This is a genomic window from Pseudomonas sp. REB1044, assembly GCF_038813925.1.
In the GTDB taxonomy this organism is placed as follows: Bacteria; Pseudomonadota; Gammaproteobacteria; order Pseudomonadales; family Pseudomonadaceae; genus Aquipseudomonas; species Aquipseudomonas boreofloridensis.
The window spans coordinates 4,921,247-4,946,023 of the sequence record NZ_CP046139.1 but is presented as its reverse complement, the minus strand read 5'-3'; the positions used below and the strand labels follow the sequence as shown (position 1 = coordinate 4,946,023).

The following is a 24,777-nucleotide window of genomic DNA, read 5'->3' as shown; positions in this document are numbered from 1 at the left end:
AAAAAGCCCCTCGGGATCGACCCGAGGGGCTTTTTCATGGCTGCGAAATGGCGTCAGCCGAACTGTTTCTGCTGTTGCTGCTGCTTGGCCACTGCTTCCGACGCCGCCACATAGGCCGCCTGGAATTCATCGCTTTCCAGCCAGACCATGGTGGCCGCGTCATCGGCACCATCGAGCCAGGCGCGGTAGGCGGTGAACACCAAGACGATATAGTCGGTGGCGTGTTCCTCCTTGTGACCCTTGAGCACCAGCGCCAGCAGCGGGTCGACCAGGAACACCGAAATCATCGCCTCCAGGCCGTTCTGCTGGGCCTGCTTCATCTTCTCGAACAACGCGTCGTAGCTGCCCGAGTCCATGGCCTTGTTGAACACCTGCTCGACGCTGGTGCTTTCACCCGAGCTGGCCTTGACCGCCTGGCCACTGCGCACCATCCGGTTCTGCTTGGCCTTGGAGGCGGCGCGCTTGGCGCGTTTCTGTTGCTTGGTGTTGGAAGCCATGCCGTGAATCCTCGGGTGTATCCGCAAAAAACGCGTATTGAAGCCTAGAGTCGGCGTTCTGGATAGAGCCTGCCTGCATCAGAAGCTGTAAGTGCCGGTCACCACCAGGCTGCGCGGGTCGCCGAACTGGATCTGCGCGGCGCTGGTCGCGGCGCTGTAGTAGGTCTTGTCGGTGAGGTTGGACAGGGCCGCGCGCACGTCCCAGTCATGGGTGCGCAACCCGACCAGCGCATCCCAGCGGCCATAGCCGGGCAGTACGGTGGTGTTCTGGTTGTCGGCGTAGCGTTGACCCACCAGGGTCAGGCCGGTTTCGGCGTACCAGCCCAACTCCGGCTTCCAGGTCAGGAACAGGCTGGCATTGCGCCGCGCCACGTTGTTGACTCGGTTGCCCGCCAGGCCGTTGTTGTCCTTGACGATGGTGGCATCCTGCAGACCGACGCCGCCGCGCAGGTACCAGTCGCCCACCAGCTTGCCCTGGGCGGTCAGTTCGACCCCGCGTGAGCGCTGCAGGCCGGTGAGCACGGTGATACCCGGGTTGTCCGGATCGCTGGTGCGACGGTTGTAGAGCTCCAGTTCGTAGACGGCGAGGGTGGTGCTCAGGCGGTCGTCGAGCCAGTCGCTCTTGACCCCGATTTCCTTCTGTCGTGTGTTCTCCGGCGCGGTCTCGTTGGTGTTGCCTGCTGCACCGGGGGTGATGCCGATCAGGCCACCGCCGACCGGGGAAAAGGTCTTGCTCCAGGAGGCGTAAAAGGAATGCGCCTGCCATGGCGAGTACACCACACCAAGGCGCGGACTGGTGCTGTTGTCGTTCTGTTTTTCGGAAATGCCCCGCAGCCTGTTCTGGGTTTGCACCTCGAACTGATCGAAACGCAGGCCGGCGAGCAGTTGCCATTGATCGTTGAGGCGGATCTGGTCCTGCAGGTAGACACCACGGCTGTCGACCACCGTGTGGTTGTAGCTCGACGCCACCATCGGCCCGGTGTGTTGCAGCCGTCGGTTCGGGGCGTTGAGGTCCAGCGTTGGCACCGCCTGGCCTCCGGCGTTGACCGCGCGCGCGGTGTACAACCGTGGGTCACGGCGCTGGTTGCCGAACTCCACGCCCAGCAACAGCGTGTGGTCCAGCCCCCAGGTGCTGACCTGGCCCTCGGCTTCGAGGTTGTTGAACAGGTTGCGGGTGTTCAGGTCCTGCTGCCAGCGCTGACGAACCACCCGCTGGGTGCTGGGGGTGTAGCCGGTGAGGTAGGTGTTGTCGAACTCGCTGTCGAGCTTGAACAGACTCAGGGTGTGGCGCAGTTGCCAGTTGTCGCCCAGCTGATAGTTCAGCCGCGAGCGCAGCGACTGCGCCCGATCGTCGATGAAGTCGCGCTGCGTATCGCCATAGGTGGTGCTGCGACCCACATCGACCGGCCGGCCACCGACGCCGGGAATGCCGCGATCGGGCGTGCGGTTGTAGCGACTGTATTCGTACTGCACCAACCAGTTCAGTTCGGGGCTCAGTTGCCAGCTCATCGACGGGGCGAACAACTGGCGGTTGCCGTCGATGCCGTCGCGGAAACTGTTGTTGTCCTGATTGCCCATGTTCAGGCGCACGCTGATGTCATCGTTCAGGTCGGTGCTGAGGTCGGCGTACAGGCTGCGCAGGTCCTCGCTGCCGCCCTGGACTTCGAGGCTCGAGCGACGACCATGCTCCGGCGCCTTGCTCACCCGGTTGACGATGCCGCCCTGGCTGCCGCGACCGTAAAGCACCGCCGCCGGGCCTTTGAGCACTTCGACGCGTTCGATGTTGTGCAGGTCGCGCACGTACTGGCTGTCATCGCGCACGCCGTCCAGATAGAAATCGTTACTGGCATCGAAGCCGCGAATGCGCAGGCTGTCGAAGCGTGTGTCGGCGCCGCTGCTGACGTTGGGAATGCCCTCCAGCGCCTTGCCCAGACTATTGCTGCCGTAGTCCAGTACATTGGCCGTCTTGACCGTGTCGATGGCCTGCGGCACGTAGCGTACCGGGGTCGAGGTACGGGTGGCGGTGCTGACGTCCTTGACCCTGGGGTTGTCGCGTTCACGGTCGGTGTCGGCCGAAATCGAGATTTCCGGGAGCAGGGTGGCGGCGCTGACGAGACTGGTGCTGAACATCAGCGAAAAGCCCAAGGGTAGGGATCTGAAGCGGCGGGGAGCAGGCATGGCATGGCATCCGACAAAGGGTCGAGAGAAAGGATGCGAATGGTAATGCTTGCTATTTGCTATTGCTTGGCTATTTGTCAGCTTGATTTATGACGTATGTATCAACTTGTAACTCGCCTCTCGCCAGTAGCTTGGGACTGCAGCGAGAGGGCGCTGGCTTTAGTACACACGTCCGAAAAAGAGAAGGAATAACTCCCTGTGAGCCAATCTCCACGGATTTACACCAGCCCAAAGCTTCAATTTGGTTATATCAACCTGCATTTCACGTTTTTTTGACATTCGTTCGCGCGCGCGGATAGGATGCGGCCTCTACGCCTGCCGGCCATCCCATGGCCGAGCGCCGGACGAGGCGCGCGCTCTGCACAGCAGCGCCGCCCACCGTTTGGATACACGCGTCGAACCTACGAAGGGGCGTTGGTTCCTGGCGTTTACGTAGCAGAGCGTTCTGATTCGGTAATAAGGAAAACAACATGTTGAATACAAGGATCAGCCTGGTTGCGCTGGCACTCATCGCCGCCACTCAGGCCCAGGCCAACGACCAGGCCCGGAGCAAAGGGTTCATCGAGGACAGCCACGCCAACGTCCTTCTGCGTAACGCGTTCATCAATCGTGACAAGAAGCACGGCGTCAACGACCAGTCCCAGTGGGGCCAGGGCGTGATCGCCAACTTCTCCTCCGGCTTCACCCAGGGCACCGTCGGTGTCGGCGTCGATGCCTTCGGCCTGTATGCACTGCGCCTGGATGGCGGCAAGGGCCGCAACGGCGGCGGCGGTATCGATTTCTTCAAGCGCGAAAACACCACTGACGCTCAAGGTCGCAGCGACGCGGCCAATGACCTCGCCCGCGCAGGCGGCGCCGTCAAGTTCCGCATCTCCAACACCGTGCTCAAGTACGGCGACCAGATGCCCGCGCTGCCGGTTCTGCAATACGACGATTCGCGCCTGCTGCCTGAAAGCTTCACCGGCACCCTGATCACCTCCAAGGAAATCGAAGGGCTGGAACTGAACGCCGGTCGTTTCACCCAGGAAGCGCGCAAGAGCGCTCAGCGTCGTGACGGCGGTGGTTTGAAGTCGATCAACGTCCTCGGCGGCAGCTACAAGTTCACCGACAACTTCACTGCCTCGCTGTACACCGCGGACAACGAAGACGTCATGAAGCGCCACTACCTGGGCCTGAACTACGTCTTCCCGATCGCCGCCGACCAGTCCCTGACCCTGGACTTCAACGGCTACAAGTCGGACATCGACAGCCAGTACGTGCGTGAAGCCGGCCTCAATGGCGACCGCAACACCATCTGGAGCCTGGCGGCGACCTACGCCTATGGTCCGCACTCCTTCACCCTGGCCCACCAGCGCAGCACCGGCAGCACCGGCTACAACTACGGCTGGTACCAGAACGAAGGCGGCGTGGGCGACGGCGGTTCGACCATCTACTTGGCCAACTCCTACTGGTCCGACTTCAACGCCGAGGACGAGCGTTCCTGGCAGCTGGGCTACGGCCTGGACTTCGGCGCCTTCGGCGTTCCGGGGCTGACCTACAAGATCGCCTATGTGGTGGGTGACAACATCAACACCCGCACCGTCGGCAACCAGCAGGGCTGGGGCGAGGGCAAGGAACGCGAGATCTTCAGCCAGGTCCGTTACGTGGTCCAGGAAGGCCCGGCCAAAGACCTGTCGGTCAAGCTGCGCGGCTCGTTCCTGCGCACCAACGATGCCGTGCGCCAGAATGGCTACAACGACGACGGCAACGAAGTGCGCGTGTTCGTCGAGTACCCGATCAGCATCTTCTGATCCGTTTTTGGCGTCACCAACAGCCCCGGCATTTGCCGGGGCTGTTTCGTTTTTGCGTGCAAGGTCGCGAGGTGCGAATTCACCGTGATGGGTTTGGCAACGCCAGGGCGAGTGTCTTCCAGCTTCCCTTGCGCTTGCGCTCCACCAGCGAAGCCAGGGCTTTACCGGTCGGACACTTGGCGAAGGCCAGCGGAGCCAGCGTCAGCAGGTAAACGCTGTCCGGCGTGTGCGTTCGGCTGTCCGCCGCTTTGTTCCAGGGCTTGTCGACCGTCAGCAAGGCGTCGGTTTTCTCGGGCCAGGCCAGGTCGGCGAAGCGTGGGTCGCTGCGCAGGATCAATGTGCCCTCACTCAGCGGTGCTTCCTCGAAGGTGAGCGCGGCCAGGCGCTCCAGCAGGCTGACCGGAAAGCGTCGTGCCGCATCGTCGGGGATTCCGGCCTGAGGTAGGGGCCACTCGCCTGGTAGGCACAGGCACAATTCGGTCATCGGCGCGGCCTGGTACAGGCCCGTGGTGAACAACAGTTTGTGTCTGGTCTTGCCGTCGATCAGGCTGATGTGCAAGTCGATGCGCGAGTCGTCGGTCGGGGGCGAAAAGGCGGCAGGCAGCACGTGCCCTAGGGTCTGGTCGACGAAGTTGACCAGGGTCTGCGCTGCACTGTCTTCGACGCCGGTCTCGGGATCCTGCGTGCCGTGGGCGCCGTTGTCCTGCAGCAGCCGCTCGGTGCTTGGGTGGCCCCACACACGCGTTGCGTCCAGAGGGCTTCTGTTGAGGTAGAGGTGCAGTCGGTCGGGTTGCGCGCCTCGCTGAAGCAGCAGCAACACGACGTCGTCGTGGCCACCTTGGGCGGCTGCGTACAGGGGCGGGCGCACGCTCCAGGGCGAGCCGTCTGGCCAGGCACCTGCGTCCAGCAGGCATGTGCACGTTGCCAGATCGCCCTCGCTGGCTGCCAATGCCAGCGCGGTAGCGTGGCCGCCATCGATGAAGGTTCGATTCGGCTCCAGGCCTGCGTCCAGCAATAGCGCGCAGATTTCGTGCTGGCTATTTCGGGCCGCGATGTGCAGCAGGCTTTGCTCGTCGTTCTTGCCGTAGCGGGGCAGGGTCAGCAGATCCGCATGCTCCTGCACGAAGGCACGTACTTTCGAAACCTTGCCCTCTGCGATGTCCTCGTACAGGCGACGCAGTTCGGCTTCGTGCTGTTCGAAGAGTGGCTGGGCGTCGTTCATTTGCTGAAGTCTCCTGCTGTAAATTCTTTGCCCAACTCGGCGAGTTCCTTGATCACCGCTTTGCGCCCCCCGCCGTCGGCTTCCCGCAGGCGCTCGTAGACTTTCCTGGCCGAAGCGACGCTGTGCGTCCCACGGCCATTTTCCGCCCAGGTGAAATTCCTCAAGTCCGTATTCAGGTCGATCTTGTGCTTTTTCATGATCGCCTGGGCGTTGAGGATGTAGTCGCGATTTTCCTGTTTCCAATTTCGCGGTGCATATTCGCGAACGATATGATGGCGATGCGGCCGGACCATGTTGGTCGGTTTCTTGGCGTCCAGCTTCGCCATGTTCTTTTTGTTCAGCCTGCAGACCTCCAACCCCAGCGGATCAATCCAGGTCGCGGGTGTCGGAGCGTACTGATAGAGATTCAAGCCGCCCGCCAGACCAATCGGATCGGGCTGTGTGAAACGGCCGATATCCGGGTCGTAGTAGCGGAAGGTGTTGTAGTGCAGGCCTATTTCTCGATCCAGATATTGGCCTTGCATGCGCAAGTTCTGTTCCTGGGCGAGGCCGTCCTGGCGAACCTCCTGCAAGGTATTGCCCCACACCTGGTACTGGGCCTGCCACAGTAATTGGCCGGTGTCGTCGCTCAGGCGTTCCGGCAGGCCATTGAGGTCATTCTGGTAGTGGTGCACCCGCTGGTGAGGGCCTACACCTTCAACGCGCGCCAGAGGCTCATGGCTGTCCTGGTCGTCATAGAGGTAAAGGCTGTGCTGGCCATGCCGGACTTCCTCCAGCAGGCGATAGCCATCCCAGCCGAAACGCGAAAGGCCCAACTGGCGTCCCGTCTCGTCGTGTTCACTTTTTTCGATACGCCGGCCCAGAGGGTCGTAAGTCATGCGCACGATCCGCTCGCGGCCGTTGTTGTGGCTGCGCACCTCGATCAGGCGGTGTTCGGCGTCGTAGGCGAAACGCTGTAGGCCACGCCTGGCGCTGCGCTTTTCGATCAGCCTGCCGAAGGCATCGTAGCGATAGCGCTTGTCCTGATAGGTGAGCACGCGGTTATGCCGTACCCAGCCCAGCGACGGCGTATCGAGCAGGTTGGCGGCTGCATCGTAGGCGAAGACTTCGTCGGGCAGCGCAGCATGGGGCTGGCTGCTACTGACGATTCGCTCGTTGGCATCGTGTTGCAGGTGTTGCTGGACGATACCCGCGGGACTCTGCCGAAAGCGCACGGCCAGGTTGTCCGCCAGGTCGTACTCGAAGCGTTGCTGCAACGGTGCGGGCAGACGTCGGGGCACTGTTCGGGGGTGGCTCAGGCGCGAGCGAAGGCGGCCGGCGCGATCGTACTCGCTGCGCGTCTCGAACCCGCCCTGAATGCGCAGCACCTCACGGTGCAGGCGGTCGCGCTCGAAATCGCAGATGACCTTGCCGTCCAGGTTGACCTGATGCAGATGGCCGCTGCCGTAGTACAGCTGGTTGAGCGTACGCCCATCCGGCAGCAAGGTCTGCAGGCGATTGCCCAGTGCGTCATGGCGGTGATGAAGGGTTCCATTGCTGCCCTGCTCCTGGGTCCGCTGGCCGAGGGCATCGAAAGCGAACGCGACGGTCTCGCGCTTGCCTTGGTTGTCGGTGAAACAGGCCTGCAGCAGTTGGTCTAGGGCGTCGTACTGGTACTCGGTACGGCCATCGTCGGTCACCTTGGCCAGCAGCCGGCAGCCAGCATCACGCTCGAAGAAATGGCTGATGACGGCCGCTGGCGTCGGGGGCACCAGCGCCAGGCCGGTCCCGTGCGGTCCGGGCAGGTAGTCGAGCCGCGAGAGGCAGTCGAGAGCGTCGTAGTGATAGCGTTTGGCGCTGTCGTCCAGGTCCCGCTGCTCGACCAGACGATCGGCGGCATCCCAGGTGAAGCGGTACTGCTCGCCATTTTCGTTGGTCAGGCTGAGCAATCGGCCGTACAGGTCGTAGCGGTACTCCACGGTACGGCCCAAGGGATCGACCAACTGCCGCAACTGGCCGCGCGCATCGTACTGGAACTGACGCTGATGGCCGGCAGTGTCGATATGACGAGCCAGCCGGTCGCCCACGGCATAGTCGAAAGATTGAGTGCGGCCGTCGGGCAGGCGCACCTGCACCAGTCGTCCGGACGCATCGTGCTGGTAGTCGGTACGTTCGCCGTGGGCGTCGATGAGTGCTGCCAGATGTCCTCGGTGGTCGTAATCCAGACGCGTGGTGTAGCCGGAGCAGTCGGTCAGGGCACGCAGGGCGCCGAAGTCGGTCCACTGCAACTGCTTGGCCCGACCTGCAGCATCGGTTATTTCGATCACCTGACCGTGTGGGTCATACCGGTAGTGGGTCGTCTGGCCGAGCGGATCGGTCTCGCGGATGCAGTTGCCACGGGCATCGTAGTGGTATCGCCAGCAGTGGCCGGCGGCGTCCATGCGTGAGCGGGGCAGCGCCCAATGCTCCAGCCACTGCGTCGACACGCAGCGGCCCAGAGGGTCGAAGGTCTCGCTGAGGTTGCCGGACTCGTCGTAGTTGAACGACCAGCGTCCGCCGTCCGGGTCGCTGGCGCCGAGCAGTTGCCGGTCTGCGTTCCAGTCGAAACGCCAGGTGCGCCCCAAGGCGTCGGTGTAGGCCGTGATCTGGTACTGGTCGTTCCAGTGACGTGTGGTGACCCGTTGCAGTCCGTCGGTGACGCGTGTGATGCCCGCTGTCAGGTCGTACTCGAAGCTGTACTCATCACCTGCGTCGGTCCAGTGACGAATCACTCGCCAGCCATCCGCCGTCTGCGCCCATTGGTAGTAGCAACTCAAACCGGTGGGCAGTTGGTGCTCGACCATGCGTCCGCCAGTGTCGTAGCTGAAGCGGCGCGTGACCTGCCCGTGGCGATTCTTGACCTGCGCGAGGCGACCAGCGCCGTCGTAGCCGTAGCTCACCAGTGGCTCGACGCTCGCGTCGGCCAGGCGCCGCTCGATCTGGCTCACGCGCTGTGGCCATTGCGGGTCGTAGCTCAAGAGCGCTTCGGTCTGGTCGAACGTGTCGCGCAGCCCACGTAGCCGTCCGCTGTCGTCGTAATCGAGAAAGAGGCGGTTGTCGTTGCGATCACCGATCTGGCTCAAACGCAGGCGCGTGGGGTTGGTGGGTGAGGGCTGGAACAACCGGTAGCGGCCGTCGCGGTCCTCGATCAACACCTCGCCGTTGTGGTCGCGACGCACACTCAAGCCTTCGGCCGCGCTATAGACCGCATCGCCTGGCACGATACTGCCCATTTCGATGGCCCGGGCCTGCTCGTCGACGAATACCAGCTCTTCGCCACCTTGCGTGTGCGTCTTGAGCTCGAGGTAGACCTCGTACGGCACGCTCCAGCCGGTGCCCAGCAGCCCGTCTTCGCGTTGGCCGTGGCTGTTGTAGTAGCGTTGCCAGGTGATGGGCAGCAGGGCCGGCAGGTCGAAGTCGTGATCGTCCTCGCCATTGAGCAGCTTGGCGCCGGTCGGTGTATGTACCGGGTTGGGCGAGCCGACGATGGCCGAGGTGAGGGCACTGGTGACCTGGCTAGTGACCAGTTGGGTCACTCCACCGATGAGCATGCAGCCGAACTTGCTGTAGAACTTGCCGCCGCGCCCACGCAGCAGCATCAGCGCGGTGATCGCCAGGCCGATGCCGGGTGTCTTGCCGCTGCGGATCTCGCGCACCACGATGGGCTCGCCGCCGATGCGCACGTTGCTGGAAATCTCGCCAGCATCCACCACTACCGCCTCGCAGGTGCTGCGATCGCCACTGCGGCAGGCTGGGTGGCCGTTGATGAGCACCTTGCTGGAGCCCTCGGCCAGATACTGCGGCGGCATCGCCGGGTGTTTGTCGCAGAGGATCTTGTCGTCTTCCGCTTCCTGGGTATTGGGCGCCGGTGTCGCCACGGTCGGCCGCCACATCTGGGAGAAGAAGCCCTTGGCCATGTCCAGGAAGCTTTCTTCCGGTTCCTCGCCCGCTGGTTGGCCGGAGGCGTCCGCTGCCGGCCCCACCGGCCCGGTGACGATGCCTGCTGCACGGGCGGCAGGCTTGCCGTTGGTGTGGGTGTTGCCCGAGCCGGTAGCGATATGCGCCTGCACCGAAGGCGGGAAAAGCGCGTTGCCGATGCCGTCGCATAATCGGCTCAGGCCGGTATCGGCACCGCTCTTGGCCATGGCCACGCCGACCACCAGGCCGACTGCGGCACCCAGCACGAAGCAGCCCAGTCCACCGGTAGCCACGGTGATGCCCAGCGCTGCGCCAACGGCCGCGGTGGCCAGTGCGCCGATCGCCACGTTGGCTGCCACTTCCAGCACGCCCCCGACGATATCGGCCATCATCGAGGTGTGCATCAGCGCGTCACCCTCGCGCGCGGCCCAGAATGCGTCCGACATACCGGTTCAGCCTAGATTGTCGAAGTCGAGCGACTGCTTGATGGCGGCCCAGTGCGACGCTTCGGCTTCACCCAGGGGCGAGGGCTTCACGTAGCTCAGGGCGAACATCTTGCGCGTACCCGGCAGCACCAGCGCCAATTGGTATTGGTAGACCATTTCCTGGCCCTTGCTGAACTGGCTGCTCAGCTCGATGGCCTCGATGTCCTGCCCAGCGCCCACCTTCACCGGGTGAGCCGGCTGGAATTGCAAGTCCTTGACCTGCTGTTGCAGACGCTGCAATTGACCATCGAAGTTGCTCTGCAGCGTTTCGTCATCCGCGAGCGCACTGCGGCTGACGATCAGCGAAGTGCCCAGGCGTTCGAAGCGCAGGATGTTGATGCTGGTGTCGCGCACGTCGGTATCGGGCAGCGCCAGGCGGAATTCGTTGAGGCGGTAGGTCATGCAAAGGTCTCGTCAATGGCCAGCGTCGGAGAAGCGGCTCTTCACGGCCGCATCGATGGCGTCTTTTACGCCGTCACCGTCCGGAGCAGTCTGCGCGCCGCTGCCGACGTTGAGGTCCAGGGTGCCGCCGGTATTGATCTGCGCATCCTCGCGGGCGTGAAAGTTGAACTGCTCGCAACTGATGTTGATATGGCCGCTGGCGTTGAGCTCGAGCACGCTCTTGCCGCAGACCAGACGCAAGGTCTCGCCCGCCTCGATCAGATAGCGGGTGCTGACGCTGTCGGTCTTGCTCGCGCCCACGATCAGCGTGTCGTCGCGGCGCACGGCGCGCAGGCGGTCCATCCCGATGGTAATGGTTTCCAGCATGCCCACCGTCTGCACCCGGCTGGCGCCCACCGACAGCGTCTCGTTCTGCTCCACCACCGTGTCCATGTTGCGCTCGGCGTGCACGTAGAGCTGTTCCTCCCCGCGCTTGTCCTCCATGCGGATCTCATTGAAGTTCGCTGCGCTGCCGCCCTTGCTCGAGCGGCTCTTCATGCCGCTCTGGGTGGCGTTGGCCGGCAGGTCGTAGGGCACTGTCTGCTCGCCGTTGTAGACACGACCGGTGATGATCGGCGAATCAGGGTCGCCTCCAAGGAAGCTGACGATGACTTCCTGGCCGATCCTCGGCACCTGCATCGCGCCCCAGTTCTTGCCGGCCCAGGATTGCGAAACACGAATCCAGCAGGAGCTGTTCTCGTCCGATTGGTCATGGCGATCCCAGTAGAAGTGGACCTTGACCCGGCCGTGTTCGTCGGTCCAGATTTCCTCGTCTTTGGGGCCGACCACCAGGGCGGTCTGCGGACCCATGACCTTTGGCCGGGTGGTGCTGGAAACCGAACGGAAGGTCTGCAATGCATCGGTGCAGGTGAGGTCGCTTTCGAACTGGCCTGAACCACTGCCGCCGCCGGTTTCCAGTGACTCCTGGATGATGTGATAACGCGCCGCGACGATCAGGTACTCACGGTTCTGGTCCAGTCGCCAGAAGCTGGTGAGGGCGAACAGGTGGCCGCAGGCCAGCCCTCGGGCGTTGCCGTGCATGTCGATGCGTTCGTGCAGGCTTTGCAACGACTCCATGCGCGTGCGCGCATACTGCTCGCCATCCTCTGTCTTGCTGTAGCCACCGGGGTAGTCGAACAGCGGATAGGCGCCGCCGGAGTGTGGCCGTGGCATGACCGAACGCACGTCCAGACGCGCGCTGGGACGCTCGAAGTCGTAGTCGTTGAGCTCCAGCGAGCCTGGCTGTACCTCGCGGGCCAGATGCCAGTCGTTGATGTGGTCACGCTCGCGGTGCTGGCCATCCGGTGGGTAGAACGGCACGGCCTCATAACCGGGTGCTTTGTGGTGGGCGATGAACGCGTCGGCCAGCACCAGGACGTGACGGGCTTTTTCATGGCGGAAGTAGTAGTAGATGCCCTCATCTTCCATCAGGCGACTGACGAAATCGAAGCTGGTCTCGCAGTACTGCACGCAATACTCGCGCTCGGGGTAGCTGCGGCTCAAACGGTCCTCGAAGTCCGAGAACCCCAGGTCGCGGAACACCTGCTGGATGATCTGCGGCACCGTCATCTTCTGGAAAATCCGGCAGTCGCTGGTGCGCGTCAGCAGCCACAGCCAGGGCCGCAACGTGACCCGATAGCTGGCGAATTGGCCACGGGCGACGGACTGGCTACAGCGTGCAACGATGCCATGGAAGTGCCGTTGGCTCAGGCCGTGGGTCTGCACGGAAACGCTCAAGGGCGCGCCGAGCAGCAGGTTGAGGTCGACTGCTGGGTTCTGGCTGGTCAGGCTCAGCTCGAACTCGAACAGCCGGCCCAACTCTTCGCTACCGCCCAGCTCGCTGAGAATCAGCACGTCCGGCCCCAAGGGGCTGTTGATCTGCGCCAGGCGCGTCGTTTGCGTGAACAGCATGGAGGATCCCGTGGGTGCGGCGCTCAATCGGCCGCGCTGAAGTCATAGTGCAGTTCGTTGTCCTGAGCCGTGATGCGCACGCTGGCCAGCGGCTTGCCTTCGAGCATGCGTGTGAGGAACTCGCGGCTCATGTCCGGCAACAGTCCGTTGGTGAGGATGGCGTCGATCATCCGCCCGCCGCTCTCGGTTTCAGTGCAGCGCGAGACGATCAGTTCCACGACCGCGTCGTCGTAGGCGAAGCCGACCTTGTGCGTAGCCTCCACGCGCTTGCGGATACGCTCCAGTTGCAGGCGAGTGATGGCCTGGAGCATGGCATCGCTGAGCGGATAGTAGGGGATGGTCACCAGGCGGCCGAGCAGGGCGGGCGGGAAGATCTCCAGCAGCGGCTTGCGCAGCAGGGTGGCTACCGCGTCGGGCTCCGGCAGGGTCTGTGGATCTTGGCAAATGTCGGCGATCAGCTCGGTGCCGGCGTTGGTGGTGAGCAGGATCAGCGTGTTGCGAAAATCGATCTGCCGCCCTTCGCCGTCTTCCATGACGCCCTTGTCGAACACCTGGAAGAAGATTTCGTGCACGTCGGGGTGAGCCTTCTCCACTTCGTCGAGCAGCACCACGCTGTACGGCCGGCGACGCACGGCCTCGGTCAGCACACCGCCTTCGCCGTAGCCGACATAGCCGGGTGGCGCGCCCTTGAGGGTGGAGACGGTATGCGCCTCCTGGAACTCGCTCATGTTGATGGTGATCAGGTTCTGCTCGCCGCCGTACAGGGCCTCGGCCAAGGCCAGCGCCGTCTCGGTCTTGCCCACGCCCGAGGTGCCGGCCAGCATGAATACGCCGATGGGCTTGTTCGGGTTGTCCAGCCCGGCGCGGGAAGTCTGGATGCGCTTGGCGATCATCTTCAAGGCGTGGTCCTGGCCGATGATGCGCTTGGCCAGGTGGCTGTCGAGGTTGAGGACGGTCTCGATCTCGTTGCGCGCCATGCGCCCGACCGGAATGCCGGTCCAATCGGCGACCACCGAAGCCATGGCTTGATAGTCGACGGTGGGCAGGATCAATGGGCTTTCGCCCTGCAAGACGCTCAGGCGCTGTTGCAGGTCGATCAGTTGCTCACGCAGTTCATGGCTGCCCTGCGCGTCCACGTCCTGGTCGACGACACCGACCTGCTCACGCAGCCGTGCGCGGGTGGCCAGCAACTCGTCGACCAGCGCCTTTTCATCGCTCCAACGGCTTTCCAGGGTGTGCAGGCGCTCGCGCTCTTCGGCCAGAAGGCGCTCGGCCGAGGCCTGACGCTGGATGGTGTTCACGCCGATGGCTGCCTCGCGGGCGATGATCTGCAACTCGATTTGCAGCGCCTCGATGCGCCGGCGGCTGTCGTCCACTTCGGCGGGCACGGCGTGCAGGCTGATGGCCACGCGTGCGCAGGCGGTATCGAGCAGGCTCACGGACTTGTCCGGCAATTGCCGCGCGGGGATGTAGCGGTGCGACAGCTTGACGGCCGCTTCCAGCGCTTCGTCGAGGATCTGCACCTGATGGTGTTTCTCCATGGTCGAGGCCACCCCGCGCATCATCAGCAAGGCCTTGGGCTCGCTCGGCTCATCGACCTGCACCACCTGGAAGCGCCGGGTGAGTGCCGGGTCTTTTTCGATGTGCTTCTTGTACTCGGCCCAGGTGGTGGCGGCCACGGTGCGCAGGCTGCCGCGGGCCAGGGCCGGTTTGAGCAGGTTGGCGGCATCCCCGGTACCGGCCGCGCCGCCGGCGCCGACCAGCGTATGGGCTTCGTCGATGAACAGGATGATCGGCTTGGGCGAGGCCTGGACGTCTTCGATGACCTGGCGCAGGCGCTGCTCGAACTCACCTTTCATGCTGGCGCCGGCCTGTAGCAGGCCGACGTCCAGGCTGCGCAATTCGACGTCCTTGAGCGCCGGCGGCACGTCGCCGGCGACGATGCGCAGGGCGAAGCCTTCGACCACGGCGGTTTTGCCCACTCCGGCTTCGCCGGTGAGGATCGGGTTGTTCTGCCGGCGGCGCATGAGGATATCGACCAGTTGGCGGATTTCCTCGTCGCGTCCGACGATTGGATCGAGCTTGCCACTGCGCGCCTGCTCGGTGAGGTCGACAGTGAAGCGCTTGAGCGCCTCCTGCTTGCCCATCGCGGCGGGGGCGACAGCGCCACTGGCCTCGCCTGGCACCGCCGCGTTGAAGCCGTCGCTGGCGCCCAGGTCGTTCTCGGGAGAGTCGCCGACGTATTCGTCGAAGCGCTCGCTCAGGGCCTCGATCTTGAGTTTGGCAAACTCGCTCGACAGCCCCAGCAGGGCGTTGCGCAAGCTTGGCGTCTTGAGAATGCCGACCAGCAGATAGCCGGTTCGCACCTGGCTCTGGCCGAACATCAGGCTGCCGTACACCCAGCCACGCTCCACCGCTTCTTCCACCTGCGAAGACAGGTCGGTGATCGAGGTGGAGCCGCGCGGCAGGCGGTCCAGGGCATCGGTGAGATCCCGGGCCAGGCGCGCCGGCTCGACGTTGAACTGGCGCACGATGCGGTGCAGGTCGCTGTCCTGCAACTGCAACAACTGGTGCAACCAATGCACCAGTTCCACATAGGGGTTGCCGCGCAGCTTGCAGAACACCGTGGCGGCTTCGATGGCTTTGTAGGCCACGCTGTTGAGTTTGCCGAACAGCGCGGCGCGACTGATTTCACCCATGTTGCGGACTCCTTGTACGGGGGGATTGAACCGGCTGCTCGGCGTAGTAGCGGGCCAGCTTGAGGTCGTTGGCATCGTGTTCGGGTTGCCCCAGCCAGGTGTCGAAACCCAGCCGCCGGCGGGCGTCGAGTTGCAGTGCAGGCACCTGGTCGCGGGCGAGGATGAGGTTCAGCTCCCAGTCCAGTTCGTGGCCCTGGTATTCGGCGACCCAAGCCGCCAGTTCGACGAAGGCTTGGCCACCGGGGAGCAGGGCGTGGTACTGCTCCAGGCTCAGCGGACCGATGCACAGGCGAAACTTGTGCTGGCGGTCCCACACGTGACGGCCCAGGCACAAATCCACGCCGAGCCGGTTGGCTTGCACGCCCAGACGGCTGCGCTCGGGCAGCTCCAGCCATTGGCCGACATATTCTTCGATGCGCACCGGGACGTCGAAGTAGCTCGACAGGATGCTGCATAGCCCGTCGGGATAACGCGTCTGCGCGGCGAGGTGACCGGAGTAGTGCAGTTTGGCCGTGTGCGGCAGGGTGCCCTGGTCTTGCAGTTCAGGTTGGCCGCGGCCACTCAGGGCCGCCAGGCGCGCGGCCCAGTAGTCGTCACCGGGACGGTCGTGGCTGACGGTCGGCCGTGCCTCGGCCCAGGCCCGGTAGAACAGGGTCAGCAGACGGTGATGGAAGATGTCGAGGAAGCGCTTGCTGGTGTGGTCGGCGTGATTGCGCTGGCGCTCGCGCAGGTATTCGGTCAGGTGCAGCGGTAGCGGGCCGTTGGGACCGCCAAGGCCGAAGAAGAACTGCTCCAGACGTGCCGGGCCGGTGTCGCTGTGGGTCACCGAGGCCAGGGTCGCCGGGGCGAAGCTGCAATCGAGGTGCTGACCCAGGCGCACGGGCTCGTCGGCCAGGCGCTGGGCGTGGCCGAAACGCGGCAACTCCGGGTGTTCGGCTTCCAGACGGCGCAACGCCTGGAAGAAGTCGAAGGCCCAGGGCTCGGCCTGCATGTCCTGGAGAATGTTCACAGGGTCGGCCTGCGTCCGGGCTTGGCTTTCCATCGCATGATCTCGCCGCGCTCAGTGGTGCGCAGTACGGTTTCGGTGAAGCTGTTGATGGAGACGTAGCGGGTTAGGAAGCGTTCGAAGACCGCACCGAGCAGGAATACACCCGTGCCACGGAAGGCGTTCTCGTCGAATTCCAGAGTGATTTCCAGGCCTCGACCGAACACGATCGGCCCCGGCATCGGCAGGCGCCGGGTGCAAGGCTTGGCGCTGACCTCGCGCAGACCTTCGATTTGCAGGTGCAAGGCGCTGTCCTGGCTGTCGCCGTACAGGCGCAACAGTTCGCGCAACGCTGCCGCGCCCTGGCCCTGTTCGGTCAGCGACAGGTAGTTCAGCGACAGTTGGCTGATCAGGCGCCAGGCGCGGTTGTCATGGGCGTGGCTGGCCTTGGGCCGGCTGGGACCGGCCAGGCAGCGCACCGCCGAAACCGGCGCGCTGTCGGCCAGGCTGAAGTCGCTGCGGCCGTCGCCCACGGTCATGAACAGTGGCAGGTCGCGGTTGCTGCACAGTGCGCTGATGCCCAACTGGCGCAGGTCGTGGCGGTAGGGCGCCTGCTGGCCGTCGACCAGGCTGATGAAGGTCTCGCTGCCCAGGTAGCTCGAGCGCGTGCCGGTACGCCGCTGCTCGCTGGACAGCACGCGCTGTTCGCGGCGCAGGATGTAGTAGGCCTGGTCGCGACCGTAGCGCGATGGGTCGCGCACTGCGTAGAACGGCAGGAACGACTGGTCCGAGCCGGTGCCGTGACCGGTGACGGCCTGCAGTGAGTGGATTTCGAAGTCGGTGGGCCGGGTACGGTCGGCGATCACATGGTGTTCGTTGACCTTGTCGGTCAGGTGGATACGGTCGGTGCGGCGTGGAAACAGGTTGATCGCCGGGGTGCAGAAGGGCACCAGGCGCTCGGCGCCAACACTGTTTTCCAAGGTCGAATCGAAACGCTCGAACAGGACCAGCAGCTCCAGCTCCTGCCCGTTGCAGCGCTTGACTGCGCGCTCGAGCCCGGCGAAGTCGACGAACAGGAACCGTTGCGGCAGGGCGAAATACTCCTGCAGCAGGCGGTAGCCCTGGAAGGCTTGCGGCACCACCGGTAGGGCGGCCTCATGGTCGTCGAAACCGCACGGGCGCAGCGCCTGTTCCAGCGGGATGCGCTCGACCCAGTCGGCGCCGGGCTGGCGGGCGAACACCGCGCAGGCACTGCCGAGCAACTGCTCGTACAGGCGGTAGGGCATCTCGTCGGCACCATTGAGGTACAACGGCAAGTGCTTGAGTGGCAGGCTGGAGAATGGAATCTCGGCGCCGCTGCGCAGGGTCAGGCGCAAGGCCGCGCGGGCCTTGGGCTCGCTGGCAGCGAGGCGGCCGAGTACGGCGCCTGGGTTGCCGAAGTACTCTGCGCGCGTCACCTGCAGCGGCCACAAGGTCACCTCTTGCGTACTGCGGAATTCGCAGGGGGTTTGCGAATCGCGGCCCAGGTTGGCGCGTAATGCGCTGCCGCGCGGCAGCGGGAAACCGGCACTGAGCGAGCCCTCGTCGGGGTCGGTCTGCAACTGCACGATGGTCATCGACGGGGTCGGTGCCAAGTAGTGCGGGTAGGCGATTTCCAGCAGGTTGTGGGTGAAGGTCGGATACTCGGCGTCGAGTTTGAACTGCACCCGTGCGGTCAGGTAGGCGAAGCCTTCGAGCAGCCGCTCGACATAAGGGTCGGCGCATTCGATGCCGGAGAGCGTCAGGCGCCCGGCGATCTTGGGATATTCACGGGAGAACTCTGCAGCGCTCTCGCGGATGTGGCGCAGTTCCTGGTTGTACAGTTCGAGCAGGCGCGGATTCATGCGCGTCTCCGACGATCGGCCGTGGTCACGCGCACCTGCCCGGACTCCAGGTCCAGGTCGGTCTGCAACAGCAGCGGTAGGGCCGCAGGCTGAGCCCAGAGATCGCCCTCGATCTCGAAGCTCAAGGCGTTGGCGTTCATTTCAGCCGGCGCGGTGAGTGCTCGAACCCGCAGCGTGTGGGCCAGGATACGCGGCTCATAGGTGGCGATGGCCTGATGAATGATGCGTTCGAGCGCCAGCAGGTCGATGTTGGTGGCGCAGTTGCCGGCCAACGCAGGCAGTCCGTAGTTGATCACCGAGGTGCCGGCCGGGGTATTCAGGGTGTCGTCGCTGTCGAGCAACGAGGTGGTGTTCAGTAGCCAGGCCAAGTCGCGCAGGACCGAGGCCTTGAGCTGTTGCAGCGACAGTACGCGTTTGTCCGGAGCTTCCTGCGGGTTGCCGGGGTCATCGTCGGTCAGACGATCGAGCAGCGAGGGTTGCAGGCGGTCGCGGGCGGCGATGTCGGCTACCACGTTCTGATTCCTTCAAACGTCGAAAGGTTGTCGTATCCATTCGCGGATGAACCCCTGCCACAAGAAGGGCTGTATGTCAGCCCTGTGGGAGCGGGCTCACCCGCGAAGCACATCGCTGCGCGATCAGATCTTGACGTTCTGACGCACGTTCCAACCGTACTTGATGGCGCCGCCGTCCTTGGTGCCGTCGGCTTTCTGTGGCTGGTAGTCCACGGTGACCTTGGCGAAGTTCAAGGTGACGTTCTCGGTCAGGCGGTCATCGCTGCCCGAGCCGCCGGTGCTCAGCGAGCTGATGATCACTTCTTCCAGGTTGATGATCAGGTACTCGACCTGGCTCTCGCCACCGGCCTTGCGCACGGTCAGCTTGACCTTGTCGATGTGCTTGCCGCTGGAGCAGTGGGCCATCAGGTTCGGGCTGGACTTGTCGACGTACTTGGTGATCGACAGGTCCTGGATGTTGACCTTGCCGGCACCGCCGCCGCTGCCCATGTGCATGTTGCCGGACTGGGACATGCCCCAGCTCCAGTTCAGCACGTCGATTTCTTCCTTGTGGGCCTTGTCTGCGGACTCGCCCTTGATGTCGCCGATCTTGATGAAAATGTCTACAGCCATGATGTCCTCGATATATCGCGTCGGTTGGCGTTCGTCGTGAGGTCGTACAGTTCCGGGGGCGCTGCTTCACCTGCCGGACAAGGTCCGCAGGTTGACAAGGCTTCCCGGCTCGATCGAGAGGGAAACCACTCCCCCGGAAGGTCAAGCGTCGATCAGGCCCCTTTGGCCGACGGCAGCTTCGAGACCAGACGCAGCGACACGGTCAGCCCCTCGAGCTGATAGTGCGGGCGCAGGTAGAAGCGCGAGTTGTAGTAGCCAGGGTTGCCTTCGATTTCCTCCACCACCACTTCAGCGGCGGCCAGCGGATGCTGGGCCTTGGTGGTTTCACTGGAGTGCGCGGGATCGCCGTCGACGTAGTTCAGGATCCAGTCCTGCAGCCAGCGCTGCATCTCGTCCTTTTCCTTGAACGAGCCGATCTTGTCGCGAACGATGCACTTCAGGTAATGGGCGAAGCGGCAGGTGGCGAACAGGTACGGCAGGCGCGCGGCCAGGTTGGCGTTGGCGGTGGCGTCCGGGTCGTCGTATTCGGCCGGCTTCTGCAGCGACTGGGCGCCGATGAAGGCAGCAAAGTCGGTGTTCTTCTTGTGCAGCAGCGGCATGAAGCCGTTCTTCGCCAGTTCCGCTTCGCGGCGGTCGGAAATGGCGATCTCGGTCGGGCACTTCATGTCCACGCCACCGTCGTCGGTGGGGAAGGTGTGCGCCGGCAGGCCCTGCACTTCACCGCCCGATTCCACGCCGCGGATGCGCGAGCACCAGCCGTAGTGCTTGAACGAGCGGTTGATGTTCACTGCCATGGCATAGGCCGCGTTGGCCCAGGTGTATTTGCTGCTGTCGGCGCCGTCGGTGTCTTCCTCGAAGGCGAAGGCTTCGACCGGGTCGGTCTTGGCGCCGTAGGGCAGACGTGCCAGGAAGCGTGGCATGGTCAGGCCGATGTAGCGCGAGTCTTCCGATTCGCGCAGCGAGCGCCAGCCGGCATATTCGGGGGTGGTGAAGATTTTGGTCAGGTCACGCGGGTTGGACAGCTCCTGCCATGAGCCCATGCCCATGACCGTCGGTGAGGCGGCAGCGATGAACGGCGCATGCATCGAGGCGCAGACCTTGGACAGCTCGCCGAGCAGCTCGACGTCGGGCGGCGACTGGTCGAAGTAGTAGTCGCCCACCAGGCAGCCGTAGGGCTCGCCGCCGAACTGACCGTATTCCTCTTCGTAGAGTTTCTTGAACACCGGGCTCTGGTCCCAGGCGGTGCCCTTGAACTTCTTCAGGGTCTTGTGCAGGTCGGTCTTGGACACGTTGAGCACGCGGATCTTCAGTTGCTCGTCGCTCTCGGTGTTGGTGACCAGGTAGTGCAGACCGCGCCAGGCGCTTTCCAGCTTCTGGAAGTCGTCATGGTGAATGATCTGGTTGACTTGGGCAGTGAGCTTGGCATCGATGGCGGCGATGATCTGCTCGATCGAGCCGATGGCGTCGTCGGAGATCAGGTTGGTCTGCGCCAGGGCCTGCTCGGCCAGGGTGCGTACGGCGCTTTGCACCGCCTCCTTGGCGCGTTCGGTCTTGGGTTTGAATTCCTGCAGCAGCAGGTTGGCGAACTCGCTGGTCTGCTCGGTGCCGGCCTCGGCGGCCTGGTTGTCGCGCAATGTGTCGGTCATGGCGGGCTCCTCAGGCGCTCGGCTCGTTGTCGGCAGGTTTCGGGGCACTGGCCAGGGCCTGCAGCAGCGCAGGGTCCTTGATGGCCTTGAGGATGATGTCCTCGGCGCCAGTCTTGCCGTCCATGTAGGTCAGCAGGTTGGCCAACTGGGTACGTGCCTCGAGCAATTGGTTGAGGGCATCGACCTTGCGCGCGACGGCGGCCGGGCTGAAGTCGTCCATGCTCTCGAAGGTGATGTCCAGGCTCAGGTTGCCGTCGCCGGTGAGTTCGTTGGGGACGTTGAACGCCACGCGAGGCTTCATCGCCTTGAGCCGCGAGTCGAAGTTGTCCACATCGACCTCCAGAAACTTGCGGTCGGCCACGGCCGGCAGCGGTTCTTCCGGCTTGCCGGCCAGATCGGCCAGCACGCCCATGACGAAGGGAAGCTGGACCTTCTTCTCGGCGCCGTACAGTTCGACGTCGTATTCGATCTGCACGCGCGGCGCGCGGTTGCGCGCGATGAATTTCTGGGAGCTGTCTTTGGCCACGTGGTTCCTCCTGGTCGCCGCTGGGGCGCTGTCGTTCGTTGCGGCTGTCGGTGGTATCAGTCGTCCTGGGGCCCGCGCAGGTTCTCGAACTGCGACAGGCCATCGGGAATCAGGTCGCGCACGATGGTCGCGAAGTCGGCATCGACCAGGTGCTTGGCCCGGCGCAGCAGCACGGGCAGTGGGCTCGAAGGCTCGTGGCGGGCGTAGTACTGCAGCAGCCGGTCGAGGCTCTGGCGGACATCGTCGCGGCTGTTCACTTCGCCGGGCCGCGCTGGCGGGCGGGCGCTCGGTGTAGCGGCGCTGGCCGATGGTGTCTGGTCGTTGTCGAGCGGTTCATGCGCAGGCGTGTCGGGTACCGTGGCCGATGGCGAGCCACCGGGTGCGTAGTCGGCGAGCACTTGCGAGGCCAGGCGCAGCGGCTGCTTGAGCGCGCTCAGGTCGACGCCCGAGGCGGAGCCCACGTGGTCGCTCACCCGTCGTTCGATGGCTTCGCAGGCTTCGCGCGCTCGGGTCAGGGCCTGGCGCGTCTGTTCGAGCTCTTCGGCGTCGGCATCGCGCAGTGCGGCGGCCAAGGCTTCGATGCTGAGGTCTTCGCTGGCGAAGTGCTGCAGGCCAGCGGCGTGCAGGCCGGCACGCAGGGTCACCGGGCCGAACGCGCGCGAGCGTGCCAGGACGGCTTCGCGCAGCAAGGCGATGTTGGCTTCGCAGATGAGACCGGCCAAGGCGTTGACGCGCACGGTCGGGTCGTTGTCGTCCGAGGCATCGAGTTGCGGGTGCAGGTGCAGCCAGTACTCGCCCAGCAGATCGCGGATCAGTTCCAGGCCGTCGGCCAGGCCGACGAAACCGTGCAGGGCAAGGTTGGACTGAACCAGGAAGTGGGTAATGCGCAGGTCTTTGCTGCGTTGCAGCAGGGAGATACAGGACTGTTCGAGGGTGCGCCACTGAGGCGGTTCGGCCGGCTGTACCGCATCGCCCATGACCCGTTCCGGACGCCCTTGGGCATCGCGTTCGAGTTGCAGGAAGTCGGCGTCGTATTCCAGGTCTTCGCCACAAGGGAAGTCATCTGAAACAGCGGCTAGCAGTGCCTGGGAGTTCACCAGATATCGATCTCCATATCGGCCCGTGGCGGGGCTCTGCAAATGGCGCAGGGTAAAATTTAAAAGTGTGAACCAGCGCACAAAACGCTGGTGAACTTTAAGGGTTGATATTGAACCGATATCAGCGGCTGCAGCTCAAAGTTGCGCATTTATGGTTTATTTCCAAAATGCTGTCAAGGTAAGCTAGCGCGCTGAAAACCCGAGTGTGATCGTTTCAGCAGAATTTCAGCCGGCCGCTGAAACTGACATCAAAGTGCAGCTTGAGTGAGTTAGATTGTCAGGTTCTGTAGCGATAAATAGCGCATCTCCTTTGAAATTACGTGGATTTCAAGGTCTGGTCCTGTAGCGCAAAGCAGTCCATCCATTTGAATGGAATCAAGGTTTATAGTCTATGCAGGAGGCGTGATGGCACTTTGCCTAACTATCACTAGTTACCACAAGATCACCCCAGGGCAATGCTCGGAGATCACGGTGGAAAATGGTGCCGTCAGCATAGGAAGAAGTCCTAACAATGACTGGGTATTACCTGATCCTGAGCGGTTGGTATCTTCAAGTCATTGTGTAGTCCAATTCCGTGAAGGGCGTTACTACATAACGGATAGCAGTACCAACGGTATCGAGTTGGTTCAGGCCGGCGTGCGTCTTCGCCGTGGAAACAGTGAACCGTTGATGGACGGCGAACTCATCCGGATCGGCGATTACGAGATCCAGGCGCGTATCGATTCGGGCTTTTCCGTCGACGAGAGTCGTCAGCCAGGCGCTCAGAGCTTCGAGGCGCTGATGGCCAATCAGGTCGCAGCGTCGAGCTCGCCCATCGCTCCGGCCTCTGCGGCGTTGCTGCAGGGGGCGTCCAGCCACGACACCCTGCCAGATTTGTTCGATTTCCTGGGTGCATCGAGTGTGCCTCCGGCCAGCCAGCCCGACCACGTACCGGCCCAACAACACGATTTCCGGCCACCTGCGCCCGTTGCGCCCGCTCCTGCGCCGCCGCCTCCTGCAGCGCCTGGTATCGGGGCCATTCCAGCAGACTGGAACCCCTTCGACGACAGTCCCGCGCCTGCGCCTGTGCCCGCTGCCGCGCCAGACATCCCGCCCTTACCGGCTTTCGAAAGCCCGTTGGCGGCTGAGCCTGCGCCGCCGATCGCCCCGCCGCAGAGGCTTCAGCCGCCGCCCTCAACGCCCGTCGCGGCAGCGCCGCCCGCCCCGCCTGCCGCTGACCAGGGCCTTCTACAGGCATTCCTGCGCGGTGCCGGGATCGACCACCTGCGTTTCGACGCCGAGGATGCGGCTGCGCAGATGGAGGCCGTCGGGCGCAGCTACCGCTTGATGGTCGAAGGGCTGATCGATGTCCTGCGCGCGCGCAGCAGCCTCAAGGGCGAGTTCCGCATGCAGCAGACCACCATCGCCCCCGTGCAGAACAACCCGCTCAAGTTCGCCCCCAATGCCGATGAGGCCTTGCTGCTGTTGCTGCGCCAGGGCAGTCAGGCATTCATGCCGGCCGACCAGGCCGTGCGCGACAGTTTCGATGATTTGCGTGCCCACCAACTGGCAGTGATGGCTGGCGTCGAAGCCGCCATCAAGCACCTGCTGACCCGCTTCGAGCCTGGGCAACTGGAAGCGCGGCTGGCGCCTGCGGCAGGCCTGGCCAGGCTGTTCGGTGGCTCGCGCCAGGCCCATCTGTGGCAGCAGTTCACCCAGCTCTACGGGCAGATTTCCCGCGAAGCGCAGGACGATTTCCAGGACTTGTTCGGCCGCGAGTTCAGCCGCGCCTACGAAGCCCATACCGCAAGAATGCAACGTTCCTGAGGCTGTGCTTCAGGACAGGAAGAGTTACAGGACGTCATGAGGACGAACATGAATGCAACACGACTGATCGCGGCACTGGCCCTGGTGCTGCTCGGTGCCTGCAGCAAAGACGCGCCCGCACCCGCGTCGGCTGACCACGAGGCGCCCGGAGTCAGCCTGTACTTCAGCGCCGCCGCTGGCCTCAATCCGGGCGCCGACGGCACGCCCGCGCCGGTACGGGTGCGGGTCTACGAGCTGAAGAACGCCGCCGCCTTCGAGCGCGCTGACTATTTCGCCCTGGCCGAGCGCGCTCAGGCCACCTTGGGGGCCGACCTCGTCGATCAGGACGAGGTGCTGCTGCAGCCCGGTCGGCAGTTGCAACTCGACCGTCCGTTGAACCCGGCCACGCGCCTGGTCGGCCTGGTCGTCGGCTACCGTGAGGTCGATCGGGCGCAATGGCGCAGCGTGCTGCCGGTGCCGCCACACGACTACCAGATCAGCCTCGATGTGCGCGCCGTGCGCAGCGCCGTGGCCACACCACAACCTGTCCCTGCCCGCTAGGCAAACGGAGA

General features: G+C 64.0%; 17 protein-coding genes. 3 read left to right on the top strand and 14 right to left on the bottom strand.

The genetic code is table 11. From position 1 onward, the window contains the following. Positions 1–53 precede the first annotated feature (53 nt). Together GKC70_RS22360 and GKC70_RS22355 are read right to left on the bottom strand one after the other, a co-directional pair. A complete protein-coding gene (locus tag GKC70_RS22360; RefSeq protein ID WP_342649960.1) occupies positions 54–497 on the bottom strand; it encodes a hypothetical protein in 444 nt (147 codons plus the stop codon). A gap of 78 nt (positions 498–575) precedes the next feature. Continuing rightward, complete coding sequence (locus tag GKC70_RS22355; protein ID WP_342649959.1) at positions 576–2,675, bottom strand: TonB-dependent siderophore receptor; 2,100 nt, start codon at positions 2,673–2,675, stop codon at positions 576–578. 470 nt (positions 2,676–3,145) lie between these two features. Between GKC70_RS22355 and GKC70_RS22350 the strand changes: the two genes are divergently transcribed. After that, positions 3,146–4,465 (top strand): OprD family porin, encoded by a 1,320-nt coding sequence (locus GKC70_RS22350; RefSeq protein ID WP_342649958.1) that lies wholly within the window; start codon positions 3,146–3,148, stop codon positions 4,463–4,465. A 79-nt stretch (positions 4,466–4,544) separates the two neighbouring features. Here GKC70_RS22350 and GKC70_RS22345 read toward each other — a convergent pair whose 3' ends face one another. The 12 genes from GKC70_RS22345 to tssA form a co-directional block, all read right to left on the bottom strand. Beyond that, positions 4,545–5,687 carry an ankyrin repeat domain-containing protein gene (locus GKC70_RS22345; RefSeq protein ID WP_342649957.1) on the bottom strand — a complete coding sequence of 381 codons (1,143 nt, stop codon included), beginning with the start codon at positions 5,685–5,687 and terminating at the stop codon, positions 4,545–4,547. Further along, on the bottom strand, positions 5,684–10,069 hold the full coding sequence (locus GKC70_RS22340) for an RHS repeat-associated core domain-containing protein (protein WP_342649956.1): 4,386 nt from the start codon (positions 10,067–10,069) through the stop codon (positions 5,684–5,686). The genes GKC70_RS22345 and GKC70_RS22340 overlap by 4 nt, the downstream gene beginning before the upstream one ends. Positions 10,070–10,075: 6 nt before the next feature. Next, complete coding sequence (locus GKC70_RS22335) at positions 10,076–10,510, bottom strand: DcrB-related protein (protein WP_342649955.1); 435 nt, start codon at positions 10,508–10,510, stop codon at positions 10,076–10,078. A gap of 12 nt (positions 10,511–10,522) precedes the next feature. After that, a complete protein-coding gene (locus GKC70_RS22330; protein ID WP_295486373.1) occupies positions 10,523–12,460 on the bottom strand; it encodes a type VI secretion system tip protein VgrG in 1,938 nt (645 codons plus the stop codon). Positions 12,461–12,483: 23 nt separating this feature from the next. Further along, positions 12,484–15,159 (bottom strand): type VI secretion system ATPase TssH, encoded by a 2,676-nt coding sequence (gene tssH / locus GKC70_RS22325; protein ID WP_342649954.1) that lies wholly within the window; start codon positions 15,157–15,159, stop codon positions 12,484–12,486. Continuing rightward, positions 15,152–16,201, bottom strand: a complete 1,050-nt coding sequence (gene tssG / locus GKC70_RS22320; RefSeq protein ID WP_295486376.1) for a type VI secretion system baseplate subunit TssG — start codon at positions 16,199–16,201, stop codon at positions 15,152–15,154. Before tssG ends, tssH begins: the two co-directional genes overlap by 8 nt. Next, positions 16,165–18,027 (bottom strand): type VI secretion system baseplate subunit TssF, encoded by a 1,863-nt coding sequence (tssF, locus tag GKC70_RS22315; RefSeq protein WP_342649953.1) that lies wholly within the window; start codon positions 18,025–18,027, stop codon positions 16,165–16,167. The genes tssG and tssF overlap by 37 nt, the downstream gene beginning before the upstream one ends. After that, positions 18,024–18,539, bottom strand: a complete 516-nt coding sequence (gene tssE, locus GKC70_RS22310) for a type VI secretion system baseplate subunit TssE (protein WP_029613831.1) — start codon at positions 18,537–18,539, stop codon at positions 18,024–18,026. The genes tssF and tssE overlap by 4 nt, the downstream gene beginning before the upstream one ends. Before the next feature lie 123 nt (positions 18,540–18,662). Next, positions 18,663–19,151 (bottom strand): type VI secretion system tube protein Hcp, encoded by a 489-nt coding sequence (locus GKC70_RS22305; protein WP_029613828.1) that lies wholly within the window; start codon positions 19,149–19,151, stop codon positions 18,663–18,665. Positions 19,152–19,303: 152 nt separating this feature from the next. Continuing rightward, positions 19,304–20,797 carry a type VI secretion system contractile sheath large subunit gene (tssC, locus tag GKC70_RS22300; protein WP_342649952.1) on the bottom strand — a complete coding sequence of 498 codons (1,494 nt, stop codon included), beginning with the start codon at positions 20,795–20,797 and terminating at the stop codon, positions 19,304–19,306. A 10-nt stretch (positions 20,798–20,807) separates the two neighbouring features. Further along, positions 20,808–21,323, bottom strand: coding sequence for a type VI secretion system contractile sheath small subunit (gene tssB, locus GKC70_RS22295; RefSeq protein ID WP_029613826.1), 516 nt, complete (start codon positions 21,321–21,323; stop codon positions 20,808–20,810). 56 nt (positions 21,324–21,379) lie between these two features. Further along, complete coding sequence (gene tssA, locus GKC70_RS22290; protein ID WP_342649951.1) at positions 21,380–22,420, bottom strand: type VI secretion system protein TssA; 1,041 nt, start codon at positions 22,418–22,420, stop codon at positions 21,380–21,382. Positions 22,421–22,825: 405 nt separating this feature from the next. On the opposite strand from tssA, the gene tagH reads away from it, so the two are divergent. After that, on the top strand, positions 22,826–24,226 hold the full coding sequence (gene tagH, locus GKC70_RS22285) for a type VI secretion system-associated FHA domain protein TagH (protein WP_342649950.1): 1,401 nt from the start codon (positions 22,826–22,828) through the stop codon (positions 24,224–24,226). Positions 24,227–24,274: 48 nt separating this feature from the next. After that, positions 24,275–24,766, top strand: coding sequence for a type VI secretion system lipoprotein TssJ (gene tssJ, locus GKC70_RS22280; RefSeq protein WP_342649949.1), 492 nt, complete (start codon positions 24,275–24,277; stop codon positions 24,764–24,766). Positions 24,767–24,777 lie beyond the last annotated feature (11 nt).

What these genes read in the sequence shown, in the direction of transcription:
- GKC70_RS22360 (WP_342649960.1), bottom strand. Translation starts at nt 497, where the DNA reads ATGGCTTCCAACACCAAGCAACAGAAACGCGCCAAGCGCGCCGCCTCC.
- GKC70_RS22355 (WP_342649959.1), bottom strand. Translation starts at nt 2,675, where the DNA reads ATGCCTGCTCCCCGCCGCTTCAGATCCCTACCCTTGGGCTTTTCGCTG.
- GKC70_RS22350 (WP_342649958.1), top strand. Translation starts at nt 3,146, where the DNA reads ATGTTGAATACAAGGATCAGCCTGGTTGCGCTGGCACTCATCGCCGCC.
- GKC70_RS22345 (WP_342649957.1), bottom strand. Translation starts at nt 5,687, where the DNA reads ATGAACGACGCCCAGCCACTCTTCGAACAGCACGAAGCCGAACTGCGT.
- GKC70_RS22340 (WP_342649956.1), bottom strand. Translation starts at nt 10,069, where the DNA reads ATGTCGGACGCATTCTGGGCCGCGCGCGAGGGTGACGCGCTGATGCAC.
- GKC70_RS22335 (WP_342649955.1), bottom strand. Translation starts at nt 10,510, where the DNA reads ATGACCTACCGCCTCAACGAATTCCGCCTGGCGCTGCCCGATACCGAC.
- GKC70_RS22330 (WP_295486373.1), bottom strand. Translation starts at nt 12,460, where the DNA reads ATGCTGTTCACGCAAACGACGCGCCTGGCGCAGATCAACAGCCCCTTG.
- tssH (WP_342649954.1), bottom strand. Translation starts at nt 15,159, where the DNA reads ATGGGTGAAATCAGTCGCGCCGCGCTGTTCGGCAAACTCAACAGCGTG.
- tssG (WP_295486376.1), bottom strand. Translation starts at nt 16,201, where the DNA reads ATGGAAAGCCAAGCCCGGACGCAGGCCGACCCTGTGAACATTCTCCAG.
- tssF (WP_342649953.1), bottom strand. Translation starts at nt 18,027, where the DNA reads ATGAATCCGCGCCTGCTCGAACTGTACAACCAGGAACTGCGCCACATC.
- GKC70_RS22305 (WP_029613828.1), bottom strand. Translation starts at nt 19,151, where the DNA reads ATGGCTGTAGACATTTTCATCAAGATCGGCGACATCAAGGGCGAGTCC.
- tssC (WP_342649952.1), bottom strand. Translation starts at nt 20,797, where the DNA reads ATGACCGACACATTGCGCGACAACCAGGCCGCCGAGGCCGGCACCGAG.
- tagH (WP_342649950.1), top strand. Translation starts at nt 22,826, where the DNA reads ATGGCACTTTGCCTAACTATCACTAGTTACCACAAGATCACCCCAGGG.
- tssJ (WP_342649949.1), top strand. Translation starts at nt 24,275, where the DNA reads ATGAATGCAACACGACTGATCGCGGCACTGGCCCTGGTGCTGCTCGGT.